This is a genomic window from Mesorhizobium sp. M0522 (genome assembly GCF_040321085.1).
In the GTDB taxonomy this organism is placed as follows: domain Bacteria; phylum Pseudomonadota; class Alphaproteobacteria; order Rhizobiales; family Rhizobiaceae; genus Mesorhizobium.
In genome coordinates this window covers 324,502-344,738 of sequence record NZ_JAMYQW010000001.1, presented here as the reverse complement: position 1 = coordinate 344,738, position 20,237 = coordinate 324,502, and the positions used below count along the sequence as shown (strand labels likewise).

26 protein-coding genes are annotated in these 20,237 nt (G+C 62.9%); 14 read left to right on the top strand and 12 right to left on the bottom strand.

What is annotated here, in order from left to right:
- Positions 1-31: 31 nt before the first annotated feature.
- Both NKI58_RS01770 and NKI58_RS01765 read left to right on the top strand, forming a co-directional pair.
- Positions 32-772, top strand: a complete 741-nt coding sequence (locus NKI58_RS01770) for a DUF899 domain-containing protein (RefSeq protein ID WP_352826494.1) — start codon at positions 32-34, stop codon at positions 770-772.
- An 82-nt stretch (positions 773-854) separates the two neighbouring features.
- Positions 855-1,586, top strand: coding sequence for an SGNH/GDSL hydrolase family protein (locus NKI58_RS01765; protein ID WP_023678487.1), 732 nt, complete (start codon positions 855-857; stop codon positions 1,584-1,586).
- A 117-nt stretch (positions 1,587-1,703) separates the two neighbouring features.
- Here the strand turns inward: NKI58_RS01765 and NKI58_RS01760 are convergent, their stop codons facing one another.
- Positions 1,704-1,865 carry a hypothetical protein gene (locus tag NKI58_RS01760; protein ID WP_352540257.1) on the bottom strand — a complete coding sequence of 54 codons (162 nt, stop codon included), beginning with the start codon at positions 1,863-1,865 and terminating at the stop codon, positions 1,704-1,706.
- A gap of 202 nt (positions 1,866-2,067) precedes the next feature.
- On the opposite strand from NKI58_RS01760, the gene NKI58_RS01755 reads away from it, so the two are divergent.
- The 3 genes from NKI58_RS01755 to NKI58_RS01745 all read left to right on the top strand — a co-directional run bounded on the left by NKI58_RS01755 (position 2,068) and on the right by NKI58_RS01745 (position 3,522).
- On the top strand, positions 2,068-2,235 hold the full coding sequence (locus tag NKI58_RS01755; RefSeq protein ID WP_023678489.1) for a hypothetical protein: 168 nt from the start codon (positions 2,068-2,070) through the stop codon (positions 2,233-2,235).
- 141 nt (positions 2,236-2,376) lie between these two features.
- A complete protein-coding gene (locus tag NKI58_RS01750; RefSeq protein ID WP_352574803.1) occupies positions 2,377-2,784 on the top strand; it encodes a hypothetical protein in 408 nt (135 codons plus the stop codon).
- 18 nt (positions 2,785-2,802) lie between these two features.
- Complete coding sequence (locus NKI58_RS01745; RefSeq protein WP_023678491.1) at positions 2,803-3,522, top strand: helix-turn-helix transcriptional regulator; 720 nt, start codon at positions 2,803-2,805, stop codon at positions 3,520-3,522.
- Positions 3,523-3,580: 58 nt separating this feature from the next.
- On the opposite strand, the gene NKI58_RS01740 is transcribed toward NKI58_RS01745, so the two are convergent.
- The 3 genes from NKI58_RS01740 to NKI58_RS01730 all read right to left on the bottom strand — a co-directional run bounded on the left by NKI58_RS01740 (position 3,581) and on the right by NKI58_RS01730 (position 5,914).
- On the bottom strand, positions 3,581-4,276 hold the full coding sequence (locus NKI58_RS01740; RefSeq protein WP_292655650.1) for a DUF1013 domain-containing protein: 696 nt from the start codon (positions 4,274-4,276) through the stop codon (positions 3,581-3,583).
- 354 nt (positions 4,277-4,630) lie between these two features.
- Positions 4,631-4,771 carry a DUF1127 domain-containing protein gene (locus tag NKI58_RS01735; protein ID WP_023678493.1) on the bottom strand — a complete coding sequence of 47 codons (141 nt, stop codon included), beginning with the start codon at positions 4,769-4,771 and terminating at the stop codon, positions 4,631-4,633.
- Between the two features lie 132 nt (positions 4,772-4,903).
- Complete coding sequence (locus tag NKI58_RS01730; RefSeq protein ID WP_036238914.1) at positions 4,904-5,914, bottom strand: NAD(P)H-quinone oxidoreductase; 1,011 nt, start codon at positions 5,912-5,914, stop codon at positions 4,904-4,906.
- A 124-nt stretch (positions 5,915-6,038) separates the two neighbouring features.
- Between NKI58_RS01730 and NKI58_RS01725 the strand changes: the two genes are divergently transcribed.
- The 3 genes from NKI58_RS01725 (at position 6,039) to NKI58_RS01715 (ending at position 7,896) form a co-directional block, all read left to right on the top strand.
- Positions 6,039-6,233, top strand: coding sequence for a DUF1192 domain-containing protein (locus tag NKI58_RS01725; protein ID WP_023678495.1), 195 nt, complete (start codon positions 6,039-6,041; stop codon positions 6,231-6,233).
- Positions 6,234-6,329: 96 nt separating this feature from the next.
- Positions 6,330-7,577, top strand: a complete 1,248-nt coding sequence (locus NKI58_RS01720) for an MFS transporter (protein ID WP_023678496.1) — start codon at positions 6,330-6,332, stop codon at positions 7,575-7,577.
- A 31-nt stretch (positions 7,578-7,608) separates the two neighbouring features.
- Positions 7,609-7,896 (top strand): ArsR/SmtB family transcription factor, encoded by a 288-nt coding sequence (locus NKI58_RS01715; RefSeq protein ID WP_023678497.1) that lies wholly within the window; start codon positions 7,609-7,611, stop codon positions 7,894-7,896.
- A gap of 128 nt (positions 7,897-8,024) precedes the next feature.
- On the opposite strand, the gene NKI58_RS01710 is transcribed toward NKI58_RS01715, so the two are convergent.
- Together NKI58_RS01710 and NKI58_RS01705 are read right to left on the bottom strand one after the other, a co-directional pair.
- Positions 8,025-8,681: a glutathione S-transferase family protein gene (locus NKI58_RS01710; protein ID WP_352457946.1), complete on the bottom strand. Its 657-nt coding sequence runs from the start codon at positions 8,679-8,681 to the stop codon at positions 8,025-8,027.
- Positions 8,682-8,742: 61 nt separating this feature from the next.
- Positions 8,743-9,594: an alpha/beta fold hydrolase gene (locus NKI58_RS01705; RefSeq protein WP_352457947.1), complete on the bottom strand. Its 852-nt coding sequence runs from the start codon at positions 9,592-9,594 to the stop codon at positions 8,743-8,745.
- Positions 9,595-9,689: 95 nt separating this feature from the next.
- Between NKI58_RS01705 and NKI58_RS01700 the strand changes: the two genes are divergently transcribed.
- The 3 genes from NKI58_RS01700 (at position 9,690) to NKI58_RS01690 (ending at position 11,049) form a co-directional block, all read left to right on the top strand.
- Positions 9,690-10,214 (top strand): winged helix-turn-helix transcriptional regulator, encoded by a 525-nt coding sequence (locus tag NKI58_RS01700; RefSeq protein WP_352451127.1) that lies wholly within the window; start codon positions 9,690-9,692, stop codon positions 10,212-10,214.
- 75 nt (positions 10,215-10,289) lie between these two features.
- Positions 10,290-10,520: a hypothetical protein gene (locus NKI58_RS01695; protein WP_023678501.1), complete on the top strand. Its 231-nt coding sequence runs from the start codon at positions 10,290-10,292 to the stop codon at positions 10,518-10,520.
- Between the two features lie 97 nt (positions 10,521-10,617).
- Positions 10,618-11,049, top strand: coding sequence for a GlcG/HbpS family heme-binding protein (locus tag NKI58_RS01690; RefSeq protein ID WP_023678502.1), 432 nt, complete (start codon positions 10,618-10,620; stop codon positions 11,047-11,049).
- Between the two features lie 10 nt (positions 11,050-11,059).
- Here the strand turns inward: NKI58_RS01690 and NKI58_RS01685 are convergent, their stop codons facing one another.
- From NKI58_RS01685 to NKI58_RS01675, 3 genes are all read right to left on the bottom strand, one after another.
- Positions 11,060-11,461 carry a hypothetical protein gene (locus NKI58_RS01685; protein ID WP_023678503.1) on the bottom strand — a complete coding sequence of 134 codons (402 nt, stop codon included), beginning with the start codon at positions 11,459-11,461 and terminating at the stop codon, positions 11,060-11,062.
- A 199-nt stretch (positions 11,462-11,660) separates the two neighbouring features.
- Positions 11,661-11,843, bottom strand: coding sequence for a 50S ribosomal protein L32 (gene rpmF / locus NKI58_RS01680; protein ID WP_006203806.1), 183 nt, complete (start codon positions 11,841-11,843; stop codon positions 11,661-11,663).
- A 139-nt stretch (positions 11,844-11,982) separates the two neighbouring features.
- Complete coding sequence (locus tag NKI58_RS01675) at positions 11,983-12,741, bottom strand: biosynthetic peptidoglycan transglycosylase (protein WP_031212144.1); 759 nt, start codon at positions 12,739-12,741, stop codon at positions 11,983-11,985.
- A 79-nt stretch (positions 12,742-12,820) separates the two neighbouring features.
- Here NKI58_RS01675 and NKI58_RS01670 point away from each other — a divergent pair, with 79 nt between their 5' ends.
- The gene (locus tag NKI58_RS01670; protein ID WP_352457948.1) at positions 12,821-13,738 is read left to right on the top strand and encodes a polyprenyl synthetase family protein; all 918 of its coding nucleotides are present in this window, start codon (positions 12,821-12,823) and stop codon (positions 13,736-13,738) included.
- Between the two features lie 169 nt (positions 13,739-13,907).
- Here NKI58_RS01670 and NKI58_RS01665 read toward each other — a convergent pair whose 3' ends face one another.
- From NKI58_RS01665 to tkt, 3 genes are all read right to left on the bottom strand, one after another.
- Positions 13,908-15,797, bottom strand: coding sequence for a potassium/proton antiporter (locus tag NKI58_RS01665; RefSeq protein ID WP_352826495.1), 1,890 nt, complete (start codon positions 15,795-15,797; stop codon positions 13,908-13,910).
- A gap of 228 nt (positions 15,798-16,025) precedes the next feature.
- Positions 16,026-17,036 (bottom strand): type I glyceraldehyde-3-phosphate dehydrogenase, encoded by a 1,011-nt coding sequence (gene gap, locus NKI58_RS01660; protein ID WP_352522785.1) that lies wholly within the window; start codon positions 17,034-17,036, stop codon positions 16,026-16,028.
- A gap of 158 nt (positions 17,037-17,194) precedes the next feature.
- Positions 17,195-19,186: a transketolase gene (gene tkt / locus NKI58_RS01655; RefSeq protein WP_352775512.1), complete on the bottom strand. Its 1,992-nt coding sequence runs from the start codon at positions 19,184-19,186 to the stop codon at positions 17,195-17,197.
- Positions 19,187-19,447: 261 nt separating this feature from the next.
- Between tkt and NKI58_RS01650 the strand changes: the two genes are divergently transcribed.
- Positions 19,448-19,720 carry a DUF4164 domain-containing protein gene (locus NKI58_RS01650; RefSeq protein ID WP_006200774.1) on the top strand — a complete coding sequence of 91 codons (273 nt, stop codon included), beginning with the start codon at positions 19,448-19,450 and terminating at the stop codon, positions 19,718-19,720.
- Positions 19,721-19,724: 4 nt separating this feature from the next.
- Entirely contained in the window at positions 19,725-20,090 is a 366-nt protein-coding gene (locus tag NKI58_RS01645) for a cell division protein ZapA (RefSeq protein WP_254816554.1), read from the top strand.
- Positions 20,091-20,237: the final 147 nt, after the last annotated feature.

The window sequence follows — 20,237 nt, the reverse complement described above, 5'->3', positions numbered from 1 at the left end:
GAACGTCCTCCGTGAAAAGAGGAGCAGACCGATGCCAAACAACAAGACCGTTTCGCAGGAAGAGTGGTTTCAGGCGCACAAGGCGCATCTGGCGCGCGAAAAGGAATTGACGTGCTTTCGCGACCGCGTCGCCGCCGAACGCCGCGAACTGCCGTGGCTGAAGATCCGCAAGGACTATGTCTTCGAGACCGAGCAAGGGCCAAAGAAACTGCCCGACCTGTTCGGCGGCAACAGCCAGCTGATCGTCTACCATTTCATGTTCGGGCCGGGCGCCGATTATCGTTGCGAGGGCTGCTCGTTCCTTGCCGACCACATTGACGGTGCCAACCAGCATCTCAGGCACCACGACGTCTCGCTCGTGGTGGTGGCGCGGGCGCCGCTGGCGGAGCTTCTGCCCTACAAGCAGCGCATGGGCTGGAAATTCGACTGGGTGTCGTCGTACGCTTCGGACTTCAACTTCGACATGCAGGTGTCCTTCACCGACAAGCAGATCGCGGCCGGCGACACGACCTACAATTTCGAGCGGCGCGCGCGGCAATCGAAGGATCTTCCCGGCACCAGCGTGTTCTATCGCGACGAGAAAGGCGACATCTTCCTGACTTTTATCTCGCGCTCCAGAGGCGGCGATCCGCTGATCGGCGCATATCACTATCTCGACCTGACGCCGAAGGGTCGCAACGGAACCGGTCCCCACCATAGCCTGGTGGACTGGGTGCGGCTGCACGACGAATATGCGGATACGCCCGAGATGCAGGACAGCTGCTGCCATTGACGACGGGCGGTCACCCAAGGTCTTTCGCCTTCGGCCCGAGATGCGCTAAGTGCTGTTCGCTATGCCCTAAAAGGGACTTGCCATGCGGCGCTTTCCGACCCTTCTCACCTGGCTCGCCTTTCCGGTCTATGTCTGGCAAGGACTTGGCGTGCGTCGCCGCACCGCCCGCATGCTGCCGGCACAAGGTCCGGTCATGCACGAGATATCTGGCCTGGCGCCAGCAATCTCGGTTCTGGTGCTTGGCGATTCCTCCGCCGCCTCGGTAGGCATCGGCAATTCCGAAAACGGATTGGCCGCGCAACTGGCAGTTCTGATTGCGCAACGCACCGGCCGCACCGTGCGCTGGCGGGCGGCCGGCTTCAACTCGGCAACCTCTGGCCAGATCCGCGATCATGTGCTGCCCAATCTATCGGCCGATCCGTGGACGCATATCGTGCTGGCCATCGGTACCAACGACACCAAGAATTTTCATTCGGTACCGCGCTTCAAGCGCGAGTTTGGCGGCCTGCTCTACGCGCTGCGCGCCAAATGGCCGGAAGCGCGCGTCGTGTGGTCGCCGGTGCTGGAGTTCACCCGGGCTCCGGCAATGCCTCCGCTGCTCGGCAAGATCCTCGAAATCCGCGCCGTCGAAATGAACCGGATGGGCGAGCGCCTTTGCCTCGAACGCGGCGCCATACCGGCGCCCCGGCTGCCGATCACGGATGCCGATGCCGGCTTCGCATCGGATGGATTTCACGCTTCGGAAGCCGGCTACCGAGCCTGGGCGGAACATCTGGTCAGCCTGGTGCTCGCCAACGAACCGGGCGTCGCGTAGCGGGCCGCCCGCACTAAAGCGCGTCGCGTTCGATTGGCCTCATCCGACGCGCTTCAGGTTCTTGTTTTTATGCATGTCATTGTCGCAAAACCGCTGCACACTTTTGCGCGACATGCATTACGTCCAGTGCCCGAGCACCGCCGTAATCGAAATCGCCGCCATCGCCAGAAGCGCCAGCTTCCAGAAATCGCTGCGCCGCTTCAGCCCGGGCCAGCCGAGCGGCTTGATGAGCTGGATGACCATCATGAAGATGATGACGAGCGCGAGAAGTTTCGACATGCAGCCTTTGATCAGCATCGCGGCTGGCTGTCAAAGCGGCTCCGGGATCGCCGGCTTCCACTGCGGCAGGCCTCTTTTCAGCACTGCCTTGTCACTTCGATGGATAAATCGGAACGCCGGTCATGAGAGCCGCACCCTCCTGACAGACTGCTGTCAGCAGGGGTGTGCGATAGTGCCTGCATCGAAAGAGAGGAGACCAGCCATGAACGGTATTACCATTCTGCGTAGCGTGCAGCACTATGTCGGCAAGATCCGGACGATCCGCAATGAGATCCGCACCCAGCGATTCATGAACACCCTGCCGGCGGACATCCGCAAGGATATTGGTTGGCCGGACATGTATGGCGACCGCCGCAATGGCGGCAATTGAGGCAAGCTTTCTGCGTGGCGTTTGGATGCGACCTGGCGACGAGCTGAAATGGGCATGCTGAAGCCTCCTGACAGTATGGTGTCAGGAGGCTCGTGCCATAGTGCGATGGCCGCCGGAGCCGGATGGCCGAGAGGACGATCGATGAAAAGCTGGAACGACAGGCTGAGCACGCCTGGCATCAACGGCATAAGACCGTCGCCACGCACCATCGGCGACGTCGTCGAAGGCCAGCCGATGCTGGTTCCTACAGCTCGCCAGGTTCATGCATTCATCCGCTCCATCCCCGAAGGCATGGACATGAATATCCGCGCTTTGCGCACCGCTCTCGCCATCGAGCACGGTGCCGAGATGACATGTCCGGTCACAATCGGCTATCATCTGCGCACCGTCGCCGAGGCCGCCAACGAGGATCTTGAGCGTGGTATGGCGCTGGGCGACGTTGCGCCGTTCTGGCGGGTGGTCGACGCAAGCACGCCGACAACGAGGAAACTGTCCTTCGGCGCGGCCTTCGTCGCCGCGCAGCGCAAGCGCGAAGGGCTGGAACGATAGACGCCGAGGGACCATACGATGCGCCGCGCCGACAGGCTCTTCCAGATCGTGCAGCATCTGCGTGGTGGTCGTCTGGTCACCGCCCAGAAGCTGGGCACGTGGCTCGAGGTTTCCGAGCGGACGATCTATCGCGACATCGCAGACCTGCAGTCGACCGGCGTGCCGATCGACGGCGAGGCCGGTGTCGGCTACATGATGAGGGAGGGTTTCGACCTTCCGCCGCTGATGTTCACGCGTGACGAGATCGTCGCGCTGGTCGCCGGCGCCCGCATGGTGCGCGCCTTTGGTGGCGCGGCCATGGCGCGAGCCGCCGACGAGGCGCTGGTCAAGATAGGCGCCGTGTTGCCCGACGCCGAAAAGGACCGCATCGCCCGTACCGAGATCCACACGCCGATGTGGGTGGTAAGCGATGCCGCCCGCGAAGCCATCGACCTGATCGAGCGGTCCATCGAGAAACGTCAGGTGCTGACCATCGACTATTCGGATGAGGCCGGCCGCAGCACCGCGCGCGACATCCGCCCGCTCGGCCTGTGGTTCTGGGGCAAGGTGTGGACCTTGGTCGCCTGGTGTGAGATGCGCGGCGATTTCCGCGCCTTCCGCATCGACCGCATCGCCTCGGTGGTCATCGCCGGCCGCACCTTCAAGCCGGAGCGCGGCAAGCAGCTCGCCGATTTCTATCGCGCGGTGGAGCGCAGCGAGGATTACGGCATGGCGCCGGACCGGGCGGCGCGAAGCTGACACGGAAGATCACAAAAAAGCCCGCTTGAAAGCGGGCTTTTTGTTTTGGATGCCAGACCTATTCCTCTTCGTCGGCGTCCTTGTCCTTCGACTTCAGCGCCGAAAGCTTGGCGAAGACGGCGTTGGCGTCAAGTTCGCGGTCCTCGTCCTTCGGCTTTTCGGGCGCCGGCACCAGCCGTTCGGTCAAGGCGGCCGGCAGCAGCGTATCGCCGACCGGCTGCGCCTGCTCGCGGCCGCGCGAGGCGCGGTTGATTTCCATATCGAGGTCGATCTGCGACGTCAGGCCGAGCGTCACCGGATCCATCGGCTGGAGATTGGCGGAGTTCCAGTGCTTTCTGTCGCGGATCTGGTCGATCGTCGACTTCGTTGTGCCGACAAGGCGGGCAATCTGCGCATCCTTGAGCTCGGGATGGTTGCGCACCAGCCAGAGGATGGCGTTGGGCCGGTCCTGGCGCTTCGACAGCGGCGTGTAGCGCGGACCCTTGCGTTTGGATTCCGGCACCCGCACCTTGGGATCGGAGAGCTTCAGCCGGTGGTTCGGGTCCTTCTCGGCGCGCGCGATCTCGTCGCGAGTGAGCTGGCCGGTCATGATCGGGTCCATGCCCTTGATGCCTTGCGCCGACTCGCCGTCGGCGATCGCCTTGACCTCAAGCGGATGCAGTCCGCAGAACTGCGCGATCTGCTCGAAGGAAAGCGCTGTGTTGTCAACCAGCCAGACGGCGGTCGCCTTTGGCATCAGCAGCGTATTGGCCATTACAAAAATCCTTCTCGTTCGCCCGCGTTCCCGCGCGGGCGGTGGTTTAGAGCCACCAAAATGGGAAAATCGCGGTCTATATAACCGCTCGCTCGCCGTTTCGCAATGTTTTTGGCAGTCGCGCGTCAAGGACGGCACGGCAGCGCGACCAGCAGACCGCGAAGGGTCGGCAGATGACGCCATGCAGTCGAAAACTTCAAAAAGACAAAGCCCGCCAGACCAAGGTCGGGCGGGCTCGGAACCGGCGACGGAAATCCGTCTGCTGCGGCTCTGGCTTCTGAAGCTTGATCCCGAACCGCGGCTCGGCGTTGCCGAAAAGCAGCGCCCGGTCTTCGGGCGGGATCGTGCTCGAGATCAAAGCCCTTTGCGGGCGATTCTCTCGATGTCGCCGCGGTTGATGCCGAGGTCGTTGAGCTGACGAGCATTCAGCCGGTTCAGTTCGCGCACGGTTTCGTTGTACATGCGCCAGTTACGGAAAGCGCGGATCGGGTTCATGATAGTCCTCCATCGTTTTGATGCCGCGTAAATAGGCATCGGCGATGAAAAATTGAACAGACGCTTTTGCATGGCCGCAATGCGTTTGTTGCATTGCACCATTAAGCTTTCGTTCAGCCTGTTTGCGGGCCGTCAGGCGACATCGAGCACAATCTTGCCGATGTGCTCACCCTCCTCCATCCGCTCATGCGCCCGCCACGCTTCCTTGAGCGGGAAGATCGTATCCATCACCGGCGCAACCTTGCGCGTGCCGAGCAGCGGCCAAACCTGCGCCTCCAGCGCAGCCGCAACTGCCGCCTTGAACTCCACGGTGCGTGGCCTGAGCAGCGATCCTGTGTGCACGAGCCGCTTGGCCATGATCTTGAAGAAATCGGCGCTCGCCACCGTCCCGCCCTGCGTCGCGATCTGGACGATGCGGCCTTCCATGGCTGCAGCCTCATAGTTTCGCGCCACATAGTCGCCGCCGACCATGTCGAGGATGACATTGGCACCCTTGCCGCCGGTTGCCTCCTTGACTGCGGCGACGAAGTCCTCCTCGCGGTAGTTGATCGCCCGGTCGGCGCCGAGCTTGAGGCAGGCGTCGCATTTCTCCTTATTGCCGGCGGTGGTGACGACATAGGCGCCGAAAGCGGCAGCAAGCTGGATCGCCGTGGTGCCGATACCCGACGAGCCGCCATGCACGAGCAGGGTCTCGCCGCTCTTCAGGCCGCCGCGCTCGAAGACATTGTGCCAAACAGTGAAGTAGTTTTCCGGCAGCGCCGCCGCTTCGGTGTAGGTAAAGCCGGCGGGCAGCGGTAGCACGCTGCCGGCGTGCACTCTGACATATTCGGCATAGCCGCCGCCCGCCGTCAGCGCACAGACCCGGTCGCCGACGCGCCAGCGCGATATCTCGTCACCAAGGGCAGCGACTTCGCCTGCTGCTTCCAGGCCCGGCAGATCCGACGCTCCCGGCGGTGGCGGATAGGCGCCCTTGCGCTGTTGCACGTCCGGCCGGTTGACGCCGGCGGCCCGCACCCGGATCAGGATCTCGCCGGGACCGGGAACCGGTACGTCGCGGGTTTCCGGTTTCAGCACCCGCGGCCCGCCCGGTTCCGATATGGCGATCGCCATCATCTTCGCCGGAATTTTCTGTGCGTTCGCCATGAATTTTCCCGTCGTGCTCCGCCGGTTTCTCGTGCCGCCTCTTGCCCGCCATTTGCATCCATACCCTTGCCCTATGTATGCTCATTGGCAAATCAGGCAAATGGGCAATCACGGAGGAGCGACGATGGCGATCTTCGACGACGAACCCAAGAAGAAAGCGCGCCCGCACGAGATCGGGCAGGATCTGTCGCTGCTTTCCGTCGATGAATTGTCCGAACGGATCGGCATCCTGCGCGACGAGATCGCCCGGCTGGAAGCCGAGCTCAAGACCAAGGGCTCGACCAAGTCGGCGGCAGAGGCGCTGTTTCGCCGCGGGTAGTTACTGCGGGTAATTCCAAAAGCTCGGGCACGCCGCCGAAAAGCCCGAATGCCGCTGTCTCCAGACTTGTGCCCTAAACCCCAGCCGGATTGAAAAATGTTCGCAAGCTACAGACCGATCCTCTCGCTGCTGCGCGGCACCGCGTTCCTGTTGGCGGCATCCGGATTGCACGGTCTGCTGTTGCCGCTGCGCGGCCAGGTGGAGGGCTTCTCGACGGCATCGCTCGGCCTGATGGGCACGGCTTGGGCCGGCGGCTTCGTCACCGGCTGCTTCTTTGCGCCACGCATCGTGCGCCGCGCCGGTCATGTCAGGGCTTTCGGCGCCTTTGCCGCATCGGGAGCGATCGTCGCACTGCTCACCGGCCTGATCATCGACGAATATACCTGGATCCTGCTGCGCGCCTTCACCGGCTTCACCATGGCCGGCGCCTTCATGGTCATCGAAAGCTGGCTCAACGAGAAGGCCACCAACGAAAACCGCGGCACCGTCTTCGGCCTCTACATGATGGTCACCTATGCCTCGATCATGGGCGGTCAGATGATCGTTGCCGGCGGCGATGTGAGATCGGCGTCGCTGTTCATGATCACCGGTATTCTGTTCTGCCTGTCGCTGATCCCGACGGCGGTCTCGACGGCGTCTCACCCCAAGCCGCTGCAGGACGTGTCGCTTGACGTCAAGGGGCTCTACGTCAATTCGCCGGTGTCGGCGATCGCTTGCGTGCTGATCGGCATCGCCAACGGCGCCTGGGGTACACTTGGTGCCGTCTATGGAGCGCGCATCGGCATCTCGACAGCCGAGATCGCGCTGATGATGAGCCTCGTGGTCATCGCCGGCGCCGCCATGCAGCTTCCGGCCGGGCGGCTCTCCGACACGACGGACCGTCGTTTCGTGCTGGCGGGCGCGGCCTTCGGCGCTGCGCTGTTTGCCATCGCCATCTTCCTGTTCGAACCGCGCTCCGGCGTCTTCGTCATCGTCTGCACCGCCGCCTACGGCGCCTTCGCCTACACGCTCTATTCGATCGCGGTGGCGCATGCCAATGACCATGCGCGATCGGAGGACTTCGTCAAAGTGTCGGGCGGCCTGCTGCTGCTTTATGGCTTCGGCACGATGATCGGTCCGCTGGTGGCCGCCGGCCTGATGGGCTGGATGCGCCCTGAGGGGCTGTTCCTGGCCACTGCGCTCGCGCATCTCAGCCTGGCTGGCTATACGCTGCTGCGCATCAGCCGTCGCGCGCCGGTGCCGATCGAAGGCCGCGATGCCTTCAAGACCCAGCCCGCCGATCGCTCGGTGACGCCGGAAGCGTTGCGGCTCGACCCGCGCAGAAAAGCTGAAGCCGACAGTTGAGATTCGAGGCGCTTTGCCCCACAAATAAGGCATGATGCTTTCCGACGCCTTCATGGCGATTGCCGATCCCAACCGGCGCCATCTCTTGGAAGAGCTCCGGCGCGGACCGAAGACCGTCAACGAATTGGCATCCGGCTTGCCGGTGTCCCGCCCGGCCGTTTCGCAGCACCTGAAGGTGCTGCTTGATGCGGGGTTGGTCAACGCCAAGCCGGAAGGCACCAGGCGCGTCTATACGGTCAGCAATGCCGGCTTCCTGAAGCTCAACATCTGGCTTGACCAGTTCTGGGATGCGGAGCAGCTCGGTTCACCCGGAAGCTGAGAGGCATCGTCAGCGCGTCGAGCAACTATGCAGCATCGGGCCTAGAGCAATTCCAGGAAAAATGTGAAGCGGTTTTCCGTCCGGAAGAGATAGAGCGGTTCGGCGTTTCCGTGAAACGATGAACCACTCTAGCCATTGTTGTAGGGGAAGAGCTTGAAATACGGCTGCGCTTCCTCGATCACACGGGCAACCGAGGGGCGTTGCAGCAACCGGTCGTGATAGCGCCTGACCGCAGGATATTCGTCTCCGAACGGCTCGACCTTGTTGGCGTAGAACAGCGCGGGGGCGGCAGCGCAGTCGGCCATGGTGAAGCTCGCACCCACCGCCCATGTCCTCGACTGCATGTCCTGTTCAATGATGGCGTAGGAGCTGCGCAGCTGGGCGCGGGCCTGCTCGACGCCGAACGGATCGGTCTTGCCCTCCGGCCGCAGCCGGTCGCCAACGATCTTCTGCATCGGTTCCTGGACGTAGAAGTCATAGAAGCGGTCGGCAAGCCGGGTCTGACGGGCGAGATCGAGATCGCCGGGGATCAGCTCGACCGGTCCGGGATAATACGCGTTGAGATATTCGATGACGATCGTCGATTCCGGCACGGTCCGGTCCAGCGCCTCATCGCGCAGCACCGGCATCTTGCCGGCCGGCCACAATTTCAGGAACGCCGCGCGCGACTGTTCGTTGCCGAGATCGACGACGACCGATGTGAATGGCGTGCCGTTCTCATAGAGCGCGATCAGCGGTTTCCAGCAGAAGGAGGCCAGCGGATGAAGATGCATCGTCAGGGACATTTTTGCTCCTATCTTTGGTGCTTCGTCTCGCGGGCATCCGGTGTCAAGGTTCGGCCCGCTGCTACGTGGCCCGGCTGTGGGCGACGATCGCATCGATGATCGCGGCCCAATCGTCGGGATGCAGCTCGTGGCCGCCGCCCTTGATCCGGACCAGTCTTGCACCGGCGACCGCGTCGGCAAGAGCGGCGCCATGCTCGGCTGGAAAGATCGGATCGTCGGTGCCGTGGACAACGAGGAGCGGAATCTTCATCTCGTGCAGCCGCCCCGTCCAGTCCTCGCCGCTCCGATCTTCGCCGCCCTTGAGCATGAAGTGATTGGTCGCGCTGAGAAAGCCGCCGGACCGGTCGTAGTCCTGTTCCACGAACGCTCTCGTCCGCGCCTCATCGAACGGATGCGCGGTGCCGGCGAGCGCACGCGCGTTTTTGACCATGAAATCGACCGCTTGGCCACGGTCAGACCAGTCGACCTTCGCGCCTTCGGCCGAATGTTTCCTATAGGCCTCGGTGGTTCCGGGCAAATGCGACGTATCGATGCCCAAGGGCGAACTGCTGATCACCGTCAGCGAAGTGACACGCGACGGGTATTTCAACGCAACGAGCTGCGCGATCATGCCGCCCATCGACATGCCGACCACATGCGCCTTTCGGATTCCATGGTCGTCAAGGACGCGGATAGCATCGTCCGCCATGTCGTCGAATGTATAAGGCGGCTCGCCCGGCGCGTATTTGGTCGAACGGCCGGTATCGCGATTGTCATAGCGGATCACGAAGCGACCTTCGCCGGCCAGCTTCCGGCAAAACGCTTCGGGCCACCAAAGCATGGAAGCCATCGCGCCCATGATCAACAACACCGCCGGATGGGCCGGATCGCCGAAGGTTTGGGATACGATTTCGGGGTGTTCGGCGTTTCTCATGACTTTCCTCCTTGGGCCGCAAATCCGATTGCAAGTTGCAATCAGTTGCACGATATTAAAACGATACGACAATGCAACCGGTTTTGGAGATTCGCATGAACATCGATCGTCGGTCCGGATGCCCCATCAACCTGTCGCTCGAAGTGTTCGGTGACCGGTGGAGCCTGATCATCCTTCGCGACATCATCTTCGGCGGCAGACGCCACTTTCGCGAACTGCTCAACGGCTCGATGGAGGGCATCGCCTCCAACATCCTCGCCGACCGGCTGAAGCGGCTGATGGAGCTCGGCATGCTGACCAAGGCGGACGATCCCTCCCACAAGCAAAAGGCGATCTACAGCCTGACCGAAATGGCGATTACGCTGGTGCCGATCCTGGCGCATCTCGGCGCCTGGGGCCGCGTCTGGCTGCCGGTCAGCGAAGAGCTCTCTATCCGTGCCGAGCTTCTGGAAAAAGGCGGCCCGCCGATGTGGGATAAGTTCATGAACGAGTTGCGCCACGAGCATCTGGGTGCGTCTCCCGCCCCATCTGGACCCACCGTCCGCGCGACTTTGCAGGCCGGATACGATGCGGTAGTCGCCCGCAAGGCGGAGCGAGTCGGCTGCGATCCGGCGCCATGACCAACTTATTTTCCCAATTGCGGGCTGGCTCTGCTATCAAGGGACTGAAGATAATTTACGGATTGGATAACGCTCTTGGTCGAGAACTCTAAGGACACTGCCCGTGCGCGGGCCGATTTGCGTTTCAAGAAACAGGAAGAGGCAGCCACGGTTCGCCAGAAGGCGATGGCGGAATATGTCGCCGAGAGCGACGCTCGCCAAGCCAAGACCAACAAGCTGCGGGCGCTGCGCCTCGCCAAGGAAGCGGAAGACCTGGCCAATGCGCCTCCGGCCCCGGTGAAGAAGCCTCGCGCCAAGAAGAAATAGGCCGGCGCTCCCAGAATGCATGCTTCCTTTCGCACGCGAAACAGTTCACTCGGAGTCTGTTCTGCCGGTTGATAACTGGCGCGTTTAGGAGACGGCCATGACCGCACTGACGCTCGACAAAGCCCTTGAAATCATCGCCGCCGCCTTTGCCAAGGGTGCCGAGCTCAAGCTCAGGCCGCTTGGCGTCTCGGTGCTCGACGCCGGCGCCCATCTGGTCGCGTTCCAGCGTCAGGACGGCGCCTCTTTCCTGCGTCCGCAAATGTCGGCCGGCAAGGCCTATGGCGCGCTCGCTATCGGCATGGGCTCGCGCCGGGTGGAAGCTTTCGCCAAGGAGCGCCCGCATCTGATCGCCGGCGTCTCCGACGTGTCGGGCGGGCGCGTCCTGCCGGTCGTCGGCGGCGTGCTGATCCGCGACAACGCCGGCACGATCATCGGCGCCATCGGTATTTCCGGCGACACGTCCGACAATGATGAAACGGCAGCCATCGCCGGCGTCGAGGCGGCTGGCTTCACCGCTGACCCGGGCTGAGTCGGGATCCTTAACTCATATTGATGTCGCGGGTGGCCGACCGCATCGACACCGAAAAGCCGGCCAGCACGTCGATCAACGCTATGACCATCAGTGTGAAGAAAACGGAATGGGCGGCGCCCTTCACCAGCAGGAACTCGACCAGATAGGCCACAAAGACGAAGGTCGACAAAAGATGGTCCATGATCGAGGCATTTGTCGTGCGCGTCGACTTCACCACTTCGACGAACAAGAAGATCAGTGCGATCAGCACGATGAGGTCGCCGAGGGTCATCGAGAACACGCCACCCGACATCATCCGGACCGAAAACATTTCGGTGGCCCACGGATCGTCGCCGCTGCCGAATATTCCCAGAAGCCCGAGATTGTAGAGGATGAAAGGCACGATCAGCAGCGGGATGGCACCGAACATGTGGCGGCTCCGGTTGGACTGATCTTTGTAGAGTGCGCCCGGCGTTCGCCGTCAAGAATTTTCGTGCGGCCGATAAACACGGACAAAGACGGCGTGAAACAACAATGTCAGGCCCGGCTGATACGATCAGTTGTCGCAAACGCAAAAAGACCGGCCAATGGCCGGTCGTTTCGCAACCCATAAACCGTCGAAAGCTCTCTCAGCTTTCCTTCGGCTCCAGAACCTGGCGACCGCGATACATGCCGGTCTTCAGGTCGATATGGTGCGGACGGCGCATCTCGCCGGAGTTCTTGTCCTCGACATAGGTCGGGGCCTTCAGTGCGTCGGCAGAACGGCGCATGCCGCGCTTCGACGGAGAGGTTTTTCGTTTCGGAACGGCCATGGATATGCTCCACTACATGGTCAAAACGCCCCGGCGGCCCTCGTGAAAGGGCCACATCAGGGGCCGGAATCTGAGAAAGTCGGGTGCCTATACACGCCCGACGGCGTTTTGGCCAGCGTCGCCGTGTTTTTTTTTGACACTATCGCAGGCAACCGACATAGGCGCCGGCGCGGCCGGCGCGCCGTTCGATCAACGCGGCAAGCCGCCTCAGTCCCGGCCCGGGCTTCGCCGGATTGCGCACGATCGGATTCGGCAAGGTGACGGCAAGCAGCGCTGCCTGCCGGCGCGACAGCTGTTTTGCCGAGACGCCGAAATGATGCTGGGCGGCGGCCTCGATGCCGTAGATGCCCGGTCCCCATTCGGCGATGTTGAGGTAGATCTCCATGATCCGCCGTTTCGACAGCACCGCATCGAAATAGACGGCCAGCGGCAGTTCCACGACCTTACGGACCGAGCCCAACGGCCGCGACCATAGATAAAGATTCTTTACCGTCTGCATGGTGATGGTCGAGGCGCCACGTGTCATCTCGCCGGCGAGCGCATCGTCGACGACGCCGCGCAACTCGCCCAGATCGACCCCGCGATGGAAACAGAACTGCCCGTCCTCCGACATGATGACCGAATATGCCAGCACCGGCGCGACATCGTCGATGGAAACCCAGCGCCGATCGTAGCCAGAAAACGTCGCCAGGTCCTTCAGCATCAATGTCGACACCGGATGCACGAATGTCGGCAGGTACAGGAAGGTCAGCACCACCGGCACCAGCGCCAGCACGACCGCGACGGCGATGCCGCGCCGGACCCAGCGTTGAAGACCGATGCGGCTGCCGCGTCTCGGTCTCGCCATGTCCAACCCTTCGGTTTCGTGATCGACGATCGGTTCCGCCAAGCCACCCAGTCCGCGCTACTCCCTGCCCCCGGCATAATGGCGCTTGGCTTCTTGCGCAACGTCTGAGTGTCGGCTACCGCTCCCGACCATGACGAAAGACGACCAAATGGCGTTCGAAGCTGCACTTATTGCCCGGGCAGTTCCGCTCGAGGCGCTGCTTAGGCGGTTGCTCGACGGACGGACGCTTTCGGGCGAGGTCGCGCGGCCCGAACGCCTGATGGCGGCAATGCGACATGGCGTGCTGAACGGCGGCAAACGACTGCGTCCCTTCCTGGTCATGGAAAGTGCTGCACTGTTTTCAGCCGACGGCGAGGCGGCGCTGCGCGTCGCGGCGGCGCTCGAATGCGTGCACTGCTATTCGCTCATCCATGACGATCTGCCGGCCATGGACGACGACGATTTGCGCCGCGGCCAGCCGACCGTGCACAGGGCTTTCGATGAGGCGACCGCCATTCTTGCGGGCGACGCCTTGCTGACACTTGCCTTCGACATCCTTGCCGACGAGGCGACAATGCTGCCGGCCGAGCGCAGGGCAACGCTGGTGCTGGCACTGGCCCGCGCCGCCGGGGCGGGAAGCATGGTCGGCGGCCAGATGCTCGATCTCGAAGCCGAACAAAGCCGGCCGGACGAGGCCGGCATCATCCGGCTTCAGGCGATGAAAACCGGTGCGCTGATCCGCTTTGCCTGCGAAGCGGGCGCTATCCTTGCCGGCGCGCCGTCGGGCGACCGCGAAAGGCTGGCCGAGTTCGGCTCGGCGATCGGGCTTGCCTTTCAGCTTGCCGACGATCTGCTCGACCTGACCGCCGACGCGCATCAGATGGGCAAGGCGACCGGCAAGGATGCCGCGGCCGGCAAGGCGACGCTGGTCGCGCTGCACGGACCGGACTGGGCGCGGGGCCAGCTCCATGGCCTCGTTGACCAGGCTCATGCGTTGCTCGAACCTTTTGGCGAGCAAGCTGCGCTTCTGAAACAAGCGGCGCAGTTCGTAGCGGCCCGCAACAATTAAGCGCGCCCCTATGGCGCGCCGGAGAATTGGCGACTGATCGGCCGGACGCCCTCGCAACCGGCCGATCGGGATCATTTCCGGCGATGTCGGACCACATGGACCCGCCACACCAGTTGCCGAGCCATTCTTCAGCCTCGCGGCAGGGTTCCGCGGCTCGGGTGGACAGCGGTCAGCCGTCGCCAGTTGTCTTTTCCACCACGGGCTGCGGAACCGGTTCCATCTCGGCCGCCGCCTCGACCGCCTGCGCCTCGGCCGGCTTGCGCCGGTTGCGGATGAAGGCGGCGATGCGGTCGCGGATTTCGCCGGCGCTGAGGAACACCGGAACGCGCGCCACCGGCGCGGTCGGCTCGAAGGACAGGCCAAGGCCGGTGATCCTGCCCTTGTCGTCGACGTCGCGGACGATCAGCTCGATCGGGCCGAGCAGCACGCGGTCGGCATATTCGGCGTGGCGGCCGAGTCGCGCCGTGACCAGATCGCCAATGGTGAGCTTGCGTTCCGCCTCGGTCAGGCCCGGCGCGTAGGCGGTCTCCAGTTCCTCGGCGGAGCGTGACGGATCGACGGCGAAGGCGCCGAAGAAATCCGCGTCCTCGGGATCGACCACGGCACGGCTGGCGAACAGCTTGTCGAGCAAGCGCGGATAGCGGTCCGGCACGAAGATGTAGACGTGGTCGCCGGCCGCCAGCCGGCCCATGTCCTGGAAGCGCATCGAGCGTCCGTCGCGCAGCACCAGCGACGGCCGCGCCCAGCGCGGAATGCGTTCGCCGCGCGCCACCGGGCTGCCGGGTGCCACGCGGTAGGCGAGAAGCTCGTGATGGGCGGAGCCCGGGAGTTCCAATTCGACCTTGTCGAGCGGTCCCAGGCGGGCCGGCACGATCAGGCCGAGGCGGCGCGCCAGCGGTCCGACGGTCCATCCCTGGATGACCAGCGAGACCAGCACGATGATGAAGGCGGTGTTGAAGATGAGGCGGCCGTTCTCCAGGCCGCCGAGCAGCGGCGTGATGGCAAGCAGGATCGACACGGCGCCACGCAGGCCCACCCAGGAGACAAAGGCGACTTCCGGGCGCGGCAGACGGAACGGCATCAGGCAGAGCCAGACGGCGATTGGCCGTGCCACAAATATCAGGAACAGGCCGAGCAGCACCGCCGGCACCAGGATCGCCGGAAATTGCGAAGGCGTCGCGAACAGGCCGAGGATCAGGAACATGATGATCTGCGCCAGCCACGACATGCCGTCCTGGAAGCGCTTGAGAATAGTGACGGCGCGGATATCGGAATTGCCGGCAATCAGGCCTGCGAGATAAACCGCCAGGAAGCCGGAGCCGCCGACGGCGCCGGCGGCAGCGAACACCATCAGCGACAGCGTCAGCACGAAGATCGGCAGCAGGCCGTGATCGAGATTGAGGCGATCGACAAGGCGCACGATGGCCATGCCGCCGAGAATGCCGATGACAGCGCCGAGCCCCATGTTGACAAGGAAACCGACGGCAAGATCGGTGACCAGCACCTTGGCCTCGGGGTGGGTGTTGGCGGCGATGACCTCGACCAGCGTGATGGTCAGGAAGATGGCGATCGGGTCATTGGTGCCGGATTCCACCTCGAGGGTGGAACGTACGCGCTCGCGCAAATTGATCTCGCCGGCGCGCAGCAGGAAGAACACCGCCGCGGCGTCGGTCGAGGCGACGGCGGCACCGAGCAGGAAGGATTCCAGCCATGTCAGGTCGAGCAAATAATAGGCGGCGGCGCCGAACAGGCCAGTGGTCAAAAGGACACCGAAGGTCGCCAGCGACAGCGCCGGCCCGGCCGCCTGTCGCAAGGCGTTGAGCGGCGTGCCGAAGCCGGAATCGAAGAGGATGACCGCTAGTGCCAATGAGCCGGCAAAATAAGCAAACCGGGCATTGTCGAAGTGGATGCCGAGACCGTCGGTTCCGGTGGCGAGGCCGATGCAGAGAAACAGCAGCAGGAGAGGGGCGCCGAAGCGGAAGGCGATCAGGCTCGAAAACGCGGCGGCAACGACAAGCGCTGCGCCAACCAGCGTCACGAGATAGATCCCATGCTCCATTCGTTGATCGCCCCCTCTAATCGGTATGCCTCCGGCATCACGGGAGAGTGGGGCGAAGACATGGCCGCTGCAAGGCGGCGACGTGGTTTTTTGCCCTATGCCGCTGATTTGCGGACGGTTGGCGCATCTCGCGCTCCTGGCACGGGAGCCTGCTTCCGACGATCGCGTTACAACGAAAAACGCCCGGACGGAGCCGGGCGTTTCAAAATCGAGAAGACGATTCTGCGATCAGGCGATGGTCTTGCCGAAGGCGACGGCGGTATCCCCCATGCGGTTGGAGAAGCCCCACTCATTGTCGTACCAGGACAGCACCGAAACGAAGTTGCCGTCCATGACCTTGGTCTGGTCGAGCGCCACGATCGAGGAATGCGGATCGTGGTTGAAGTCGATCGAAACATTGGGGTGACGAGTGACGGCGAGGATGCCCTTCAGTTTGCCGTTCGAAGCGGCGATTACCGCGTCGTTGATTTCCTGGACGGTGGTCGGCCGCTTGGCGATGAACTTGAAATCGACGAGCGAGACGTTCGGGGTCGGCACGCGGATGGAGATGCCGTCGAGCTTGCCCTTGAGCTCGGGCAGTACCAGGCCGATGGCCTTGGCGGCGCCAGTCGAGGTCGGGATCTGCGACAGCGCCGCGGCGCGGGCGCGGTAGAGGTCCTTGTGCATGGTGTCCAGCGTCGGCTGGTCGCCAGTGTAGGAATGGATCGTCGTCATCATGCCCTTCTCGATGCCGACGGCCTCATTCAGCACGGCCGCCAGCGGCGCCAGACAGTTGGTGGTGCAGGAGGCGTTCGAAATGACGATGTGGTCCTTGGTCAGCTTGTCGTGATTGATGCCATAGACGACGGTCAGATCGGCACCCTCCGCTGGGGCGGAGACGAGAACGCGTTTAGCGCCGGCCGTGAGATGGGCGGCGGCCTTGTCGCGGGCGGTGAAGATGCCGGTGCATTCGAGCGCGATGTCGATGCCGAGTTCCTTCCACGGCAGTTGCGTCGGATCCTTGATCGCGGTGACCTTGAATTTTTCCTTGCCGACGATGATCTGGTCGCCGTCCACCGTCACCTCATGCGGAAAGCGGCCATGCACGCTGTCGAAGCGCAGCAGATGCGCATTGGTTTCGACCGGGCCGAGATCGTTGACGGCGACGACGTCGATATCCTTGCGGCCAGATTCGTGGATGGCGCGCAGGATATTGCGGCCGATGCGGCCGAATCCGTTGATGGCAACTCTGACGGTCATTGTTCTCTCCCTGGGAGTTGGAGGCCGAAGATCAAGTCCGCAGCTTCATAACGGCGGACGGGCAAAGAATCCAGCCGCCGAGGCTCGGATTTAAATCGATTAGTGCTCCACCGGCCGGCAAAACCGCTATGCCAGCCTTTGCCGGTCGGGGCTCACTTTCATTTGCGGTGCAGGCGGGCTTCCGCCGCCTGCACCGTTGCTTCGGCGGTAATGCCGAAATGCGGATAGAGCTGTTCGATGGTGCCGGAGGCGCCGAAGCCGGTCATGCCGATGAAGATGCCGTCGGTGCCGATGAAGTGATCCCAGCCCTGGCGGATGCCGGCTTCGATGGCAATCTTGAGCGGCGCATTGCCGATCGTTCTGCTGCGATAGTCGGCGCTCTGCTTATCGAACAATTCGAAGCACGGCACCGAGACGACGCGGGTCGCATGGCCGTGCTTTTCCAACGCCTCGCGGGCGGCCAGCGCGATCTCGACCTCGGAGCCCGAAGCGAAGATCGTCACCGCGGCTTCACCGCTGGCGGCGGCAAGTTCATAGGCGCCGCGGCTGCTGAGGTTTTCCGCAACGAAGTCGTTGCGTACCGTCGGCAGGTTCTGCCGGGTCAGCGCCAATGTCGAAGGCGTCTTTTCCGACTCAATGGCCAACTGCCAGCATTCCGCGGTTTCGACCGCGTCGGCCGGGCGGAAGACATTGTGGTTCGGGATGGCGCGAAGTGCTGCCAGATGCTCGACCGGCTGATGGGTCGGGCCGTCTTCGCCAAGGCCGATCGAATCATGGGTCATGACGAAGATCGAGCGGATGCCCATCAACGAGGCAAGCCGCATCGCCGGACGGGCATAATCGGAAAAGCACATGAAAGTGCCGCCATAGGCGATAATGCCGCCATGCAGCGTCAGCCCGTTGAGCGCGGCCGCCATGCCGTGCTCACGAATGCCGTAGTGGACATAGCGCTGGCCATAATCGTCGGCAGTGATGTTCTTGGTCTGGCTGGTCTTGGTGTTGTTGGAGCCGGTCAAATCGGCCGAGCCTCCGATGGTTTCGGGCACGGCGCCATTGATGACCTCCAACGCCATTTCCGACGATTTGCGGGTGGCGACCTTTGGCTTGTCGGCGGCGAGCTTCTTCTTGTAATCGCCAATGACAGCGTCGAAGTTGGCCGGCAGCATGCCACTGGTGCGGCGTTCGAACTCGCCGCGCAATTTGGCATCGGCCTTGGCAAGGCGGCTTTCCCAGTCGGTGCGTGCCTTGACGCCGGTCTGGCCGGCGGTACGCCATGCGTCGAGGATATCGGCCGGAACCTCGAAGGGAGGATAATCCCAGCCGAAGAATTTTCTGGCGCCGGCGATTTCCTCGGCGCCGAGCGGCGAGCCGTGCGCCTTGTTGGTGCCGGCCTTGGTCGGCGCGCCGAAGCCGATGGTCGTCTTGCAGGCGATCATCGTCGGCTTGTCGGAGTGGCGGGCCGCTTCGATGGCGTAAGCGATCGCTTCCGGGTCCTGGCCGTCGATATGGCTGGCATTCCAGCCGGATGCCTGGAAGCGGGCGACCTGATCGGTGTTGTCGGCCAGCGATACCGGGCCGTCGATCGAGATGTTGTTGTTGTCCCAGAAGACGATCAGCTTGTTCAGCTTCAGATGCCCGGCAAGCGCGATAGCTTCCTGGGACACGCCTTCCATCAGGCAGCCGTCACCGGCCAGCACATAGGTGTAGTGGTCGACGAGGTCGTTGCCGAAAGCGGCATTCATGATGCGCTCGCCGAGCGCGAAGCCGACCGAATTGGCGAGACCCTGGCCGAGTGGGCCGGTCGTCGTCTCGATGCCGGCGGCATGGCCATATTCCGGGTGGCCCGCGGTCCTCGATCCCAATTGGCGGAACTGCTTGATCTGGTCGATGGTGATGTCTTCGTAGCCGGTCAGATAGAGTAGCGAGTAAAGCAGCATCGAGCCGTGGCCGGCCGACAGGATGAAGCGGTCGCGGTCCGGCCAATGCGGGTTCTTCGGATCGTATTTCAGAAAGCGCGTGAACAGCACAGTGGCGATGTCGGCGCAGCCCATGGGCAGCCCGGGGTGGCCGGAATTTGCCTTCTCGACGGCGTCCATGGCGAGAAAACGGATCGCATTGGCCATCCGGTCATGTTGTTCGCGCGAGGTCATGCTTCCTCCAAAATGGGGGTTTGGGGCCTTGGGAGAGCCCTTGAAAAGGGTGCGCGACACATAGCAGGCGCGGCCTTTTAGTCAACAAATCGGTGTGCTTTTGCCGGTCTTGTGATGGCCATGCGCCACGTACATTAGCGTTAGCAGGGGACAGTCGCGACAGCTTTATTGACGTGCGGTTCACACGGCGCGTAATGTTTCAGGGATAACGCGTTCTGAACGTGAATGATTCGGTGATGGGCAGGGCGCAGGACGAAAGCCATGACCGGGGAAACGACCCTCAAGGAAGTCATTGCCAGGCTGGGTAAGGCTATCGAAGGGCTGGAAAACGCCGTCGCGGCCAAGCTCGAGCATGAGCGAGACTATTCGGAAGCCGAGGCCGAAGTGCAGCGGATGAACGCCGACCGCTCGCGGCTGGCGCAGGAACTCGACAATTCCGAGGCCCGCGCCGAACGGCTGGAAGATGCCAACAAGGAAGTGTCGCGAAGGCTGGTGACAGCCATGGAAACCATCCGCGCGGTACTGGACAGGTAGGCAAATGGCACAAGTCACGGTTTCCATCGACGGCAAGCAGTATCGGATGGCCTGCGACGAGGGCCAGGAAGAGCATCTGATCGACCTCGCCGAGCGCTTCGACCGCTATGTCTCGCATCTGAAAGATTCTTTTGGCGAGATCGGCGACCAGCGGCTGACCGTGATGGCCGGCATCATGGTCATGGACGAGCTTTCGGAACTGCAAAAGCGGGTCAAGGGCATGGAAAGCGAAGTGCTGACGCTGCGCAAGACGCGCGACGACGCACTGACCAAGGCCGACAAGAACGATTCCGTGCTGACCGGGGCGCTCGGCGCGCTGGCCCAGCGCATGGAAGACCTGGCGACGACGCTGGCAGTGAACAAGGCCTGAGCCAGCGCAGCAAAAATTCCTGCTGCATTTGCCGAGAAGCAATGAAAATATTTCGCCGCCGGCCTTGATGCCGGCGCAACAGGCGTTTGAAGGATGACGCCGGAGTGATAGAAAGGCAAAAGCAGCGCCGGTCAACGCCGGCTGCGA

Bases quoted from the DNA above. Each gene is read 5' to 3' on its own strand.
- NKI58_RS01730 (WP_036238914.1), bottom strand. From the start codon at position 5,914: ATGGCGAACGCACAGAAAATTCCGGCGAAGATGATGGCGATCGCCATA.
- NKI58_RS01750 (WP_352574803.1), top strand. From the start codon at position 2,377: ATGAAAAGCTGGAACGACAGGCTGAGCACGCCTGGCATCAACGGCATA.
- NKI58_RS01645 (WP_254816554.1), top strand. From the start codon at position 19,725: ATGGCACAAGTCACGGTTTCCATCGACGGCAAGCAGTATCGGATGGCC.
- NKI58_RS01705 (WP_352457947.1), bottom strand. From the start codon at position 9,594: ATGAGAAACGCCGAACACCCCGAAATCGTATCCCAAACCTTCGGCGAT.
- NKI58_RS01690 (WP_023678502.1), top strand. From the start codon at position 10,618: ATGACCGCACTGACGCTCGACAAAGCCCTTGAAATCATCGCCGCCGCC.
- NKI58_RS01770 (WP_352826494.1), top strand. From the start codon at position 32: ATGCCAAACAACAAGACCGTTTCGCAGGAAGAGTGGTTTCAGGCGCAC.
- NKI58_RS01760 (WP_352540257.1), bottom strand. From the start codon at position 1,865: ATGTCGAAACTTCTCGCGCTCGTCATCATCTTCATGATGGTCATCCAG.
- rpmF (WP_006203806.1), bottom strand. From the start codon at position 11,843: ATGGCCGTTCCGAAACGAAAAACCTCTCCGTCGAAGCGCGGCATGCGC.
- NKI58_RS01710 (WP_352457946.1), bottom strand. From the start codon at position 8,681: ATGTCCCTGACGATGCATCTTCATCCGCTGGCCTCCTTCTGCTGGAAA.
- NKI58_RS01735 (WP_023678493.1), bottom strand. From the start codon at position 4,771: ATGAACCCGATCCGCGCTTTCCGTAACTGGCGCATGTACAACGAAACC.
- NKI58_RS01650 (WP_006200774.1), top strand. From the start codon at position 19,448: ATGACCGGGGAAACGACCCTCAAGGAAGTCATTGCCAGGCTGGGTAAG.
- NKI58_RS01700 (WP_352451127.1), top strand. From the start codon at position 9,690: ATGAACATCGATCGTCGGTCCGGATGCCCCATCAACCTGTCGCTCGAA.
- tkt (WP_352775512.1), bottom strand. From the start codon at position 19,186: ATGACCTCGCGCGAACAACATGACCGGATGGCCAATGCGATCCGTTTT.
- NKI58_RS01685 (WP_023678503.1), bottom strand. From the start codon at position 11,461: ATGTTCGGTGCCATCCCGCTGCTGATCGTGCCTTTCATCCTCTACAAT.
- NKI58_RS01745 (WP_023678491.1), top strand. From the start codon at position 2,803: ATGCGCCGCGCCGACAGGCTCTTCCAGATCGTGCAGCATCTGCGTGGT.
- NKI58_RS01665 (WP_352826495.1), bottom strand. From the start codon at position 15,797: ATGGAGCATGGGATCTATCTCGTGACGCTGGTTGGCGCAGCGCTTGTC.
- NKI58_RS01755 (WP_023678489.1), top strand. From the start codon at position 2,068: ATGAACGGTATTACCATTCTGCGTAGCGTGCAGCACTATGTCGGCAAG.
- NKI58_RS01720 (WP_023678496.1), top strand. From the start codon at position 6,330: ATGTTCGCAAGCTACAGACCGATCCTCTCGCTGCTGCGCGGCACCGCG.
- NKI58_RS01765 (WP_023678487.1), top strand. From the start codon at position 855: ATGCGGCGCTTTCCGACCCTTCTCACCTGGCTCGCCTTTCCGGTCTAT.
- NKI58_RS01725 (WP_023678495.1), top strand. From the start codon at position 6,039: ATGGCGATCTTCGACGACGAACCCAAGAAGAAAGCGCGCCCGCACGAG.
- NKI58_RS01740 (WP_292655650.1), bottom strand. From the start codon at position 4,276: ATGGCCAATACGCTGCTGATGCCAAAGGCGACCGCCGTCTGGCTGGTT.
- NKI58_RS01670 (WP_352457948.1), top strand. From the start codon at position 12,821: ATGACGAAAGACGACCAAATGGCGTTCGAAGCTGCACTTATTGCCCGG.
- NKI58_RS01715 (WP_023678497.1), top strand. From the start codon at position 7,609: ATGATGCTTTCCGACGCCTTCATGGCGATTGCCGATCCCAACCGGCGC.
- gap (WP_352522785.1), bottom strand. From the start codon at position 17,036: ATGACCGTCAGAGTTGCCATCAACGGATTCGGCCGCATCGGCCGCAAT.